Origin of the sequence: Celeribacter marinus (assembly GCF_965656515.1) — a bacterium.
Lineage (GTDB): Bacteria > Pseudomonadota > Alphaproteobacteria > Rhodobacterales > Rhodobacteraceae > Celeribacter > Celeribacter marinus_D.
The window spans coordinates 1-1,493 of record NZ_CBFHKW010000115.1; the positions used below are offsets into that span (position 1 = coordinate 1).

Here is a 1,493-nt window from a genome sequence, read left to right on the forward strand (position 1 = left end):
GACCCACCGATGCGAACGTGATTTTTTCCAAAAGCGGGGCTGAATTCAACTGTGAAATCATTGTGCACCTCTCCACTGGCCTAACCACACAGGCGCGTGCAAATGCCCATGAAATCTACGCTGCCTTTGACGCGTCCGCCGCGAAAATGGAAAAGCAATTGCGCCGCTACAAACGGCGTTTGAAAGACCACCACGCGCAACGCACGGAGCCGGTTGAACTCTTCGGGGCTTCGAGTTATATCCTCGCGGCATCTGAACACGAAGATGAGCAGGAACCCGAATCCTTACAGCCGATGATTATCGCCGAGATGGAGGCAAAAATTCCAACCCTCTCGGTCGGCGAAGCTGTGATGCAAATGGAGATTTCTGGATCGAACGCTTTGGTGTTCAAAAATGAAGGAAAGACCGGACTTAATGTGGTTTATCGACGCACCGATGGGAACATCGGCTGGATTGACCCAAGCAATGTGACTTAAGGACTCTTACCCGCCTCACCGGTCGGGAAGGGCGGGTAAGAACTTCTATGGAAATCACCGAATTGTTGAATCCGAAGGCGATCAAGATCGTTGGAAAGATGAGCAGCAAGAAACGTCTCTTTCAGGATCTTGGCGATCTTGCATGCGCCACCTACGGTATATCCGTTGGAGATGCTATTGACGCGCTTCAAGAACGCGAAAGCCTTGGGCCAACTGGCGTAGGTCATGGTGTGGCCTTGCCACATGCGCGAATTCACGGACTGAGCAGTGTTGTTGGTGTCTTTGTGCGCTTGGACACCCCCATGGATTTTGACGCAGTTGACCGCCAACCTGTCGATCTCATCTTCGCATTGTTTGCACCTGCAAACTCCGGCGTTGAGCACCTCAAAGCGCTGGCCCTTGTGTCGCGTACAATGCGCGACAGCGACGTTTGCGCAAAATTACGCGCCAATACAGAGGCAGCAACGCTACACGCCATCCTGTCTGCCGGACCAACGTCCAAAGCCGCCTAAGCGGTCATCCGAAAGCGCGAAATCCGAACATCATATAGTCGCGTTGATAAGCCTGTTTTACCGCCTGCTCAATTTTATCATCATAAATTGAGGCAAGCCCAAATGGTTGGTCGTCTTCGATGGGGGTAAGGGGCGGCGTGGGGTCAATGCCTACGGCCCTTGCCAAACATATGAGATCGCGCTCCAAGGTTTCTTCGCGGACAATCATGTCAGGCATCGAAAATTCCGAAAACCCTTTGATAATTTCAGATTGAGACGCCCACGATGGATCCACACGTACAGACGTTTGGGCGTTCAAGTTGCCTTTTACAAAGTCGATGAACGCCAGAAAAGCCGCCTTGTGTTGCTCTTTAGAATATCCGTCCGTGACGCCATCGGCAGGAACATCGACTTTATATGTGGTCCGTAAAACGTCACGAATCTCACCAAAACTCTCTTCGCCCGTCGACACAATATGGGTGCAAAAGGCACGATGTAGCCGCGCAACAGGGTGGGAAATCACGGT

The 1,493-nt window shown here is 52.0% G+C and carries 2 protein-coding genes and 1 pseudogene; 2 read left to right on the forward strand and 1 reads right to left on the reverse strand.

Annotation, left to right across the window (positions count from 1 at the left end; genetic code table 11):
• Both hpf and ACTG34_RS13705 read left to right on the forward strand, forming a co-directional pair.
• The coding region (gene hpf, locus ACTG34_RS13700) for a ribosome hibernation-promoting factor, HPF/YfiA family (RefSeq protein WP_439105425.1) at nucleotides 1-476 on the forward strand (476 nt) is incomplete at its 5' end.
• 47 nt (nucleotides 477-523) lie between these two features.
• On the forward strand, nucleotides 524-988 hold the full coding sequence (locus ACTG34_RS13705) for a PTS sugar transporter subunit IIA (protein WP_439105426.1): 465 nt from the start codon (nucleotides 524-526) through the stop codon (nucleotides 986-988).
• Between the two features lie 4 nt (nucleotides 989-992).
• On the opposite strand, the pseudogene ACTG34_RS13710 reads toward ACTG34_RS13705, so the two are convergent.
• Nucleotides 993-1,493, reverse strand: a pseudogene (locus ACTG34_RS13710) (nodulation protein NodH); the annotation flags it as partial.